Here is a 1,176-nt window from a genome sequence, read left to right on the forward strand (position 1 = left end):
CCCCCCCCCCCGCCTAGCCTGGCCTCAACCCCGCCCACACAAGGAGCCGCGATGACCAAGCCGCACGCCGCCGACAGCCATGACCTGATCCGGGTGCACGGTGCGCGGGTGAACAACCTGCGGGACGTCAGCGTGGAGATCCCGAAGCGGAGGCTGACGGTGTTCACCGGCGTCTCGGGCTCGGGGAAGAGCTCGCTGGTGTTCGGGACGGTGGCGGCGGAGTCGCAGCGGCTGATCAACGAGACGTACAGCGCGTTCGTCCAGGGCTTCATGCCGAACAACGCCCGCCCCGACGTGGACGTCCTGGAGGGCCTGACCACGGCGATCATCGTCGACCAGCAGCGCCTGGGCGCGGACCCGAGATCGACGGTCGGCACGGTCACGGACGTCAACGCGATGCTGAGGATCCTCTTCAGCCGCCTCGGCACCCCGCACATCGGCCCGGCGAAGGCGTTCTCCTTCAACGTCGCCTCGATCAGTGGCGCGGGCGCGGTGACGATCGAGCGGGGCGGCCAGACGGTGAAGGAGCGCCGCTCGTTCAGCATCCAGGGCGGCATGTGCCCCCGCTGCGAGGGCCGGGGCTCGGTCACGGACTTCGACCTGACGCAGCTGTTCGACGAGGAGAAGTCCCTCGACGACGGCGCGCTCCTGGTCCCCGGCTACAAGACGGGCGGCTGGGGCTACCGCCTGTACGCGGAGTCGGGCCTGTACGACGCGGGCAAGCCGATCAAGCGCTTCACGAAGAAGGAACGGCACGCGTTCCTGTACCTGGAGCCGACCCGCATGAAGATCGCGGGCATCAACATGACGTACGAGGGCCTGGTCCCCCGGATCCAGAAGTCGATGCTCGCGAAGGACCGCGAGGCGATGCAGCCGCACATCAGGGAGTTCGTGGACCGCGCGATCACGTTCACGACCTGCCCGGACTGCGAGGGCACCCGCCTGACGGAGGCGGCCCGCTCCTCGAAGATCGGCGGCATCAGCATCGCGGACGCCTGCGCGATGCAGATCAGCGACCTCGCGGAGTGGGTCCGCAAGCTGGACGACCCCTCGGTGGCCCCGCTCCTGGCCGCGCTCGGCCAGACCCTGGACTCGTTCAACGAGATCGGCCTCGGCTACCTCTCCCTGGACCGCCCCTCGGGCACGCTGTCCGGCGGCGAGGCCCAGCGCGTGAAG

1 protein-coding gene is annotated in these 1,176 nt (G+C 69.6%); it reads left to right on the forward strand.

What is annotated here, in order from left to right; translation table 11 throughout:
* Positions 1 to 51: 51 nt before the first annotated feature.
* Positions 52 to 1,176, forward strand: a 1,125-nt coding sequence (locus tag AOK24_RS39165; RefSeq protein WP_478078783.1) for an excinuclease ABC subunit UvrA, incomplete at its 3' end; no start/stop codon positions are given.

Source organism: Streptomyces niveiscabiei, from assembly GCF_001419795.1.
Classification (GTDB): Bacteria; Actinomycetota; Actinomycetes; order Streptomycetales; family Streptomycetaceae; genus Streptomyces; species Streptomyces niveiscabiei.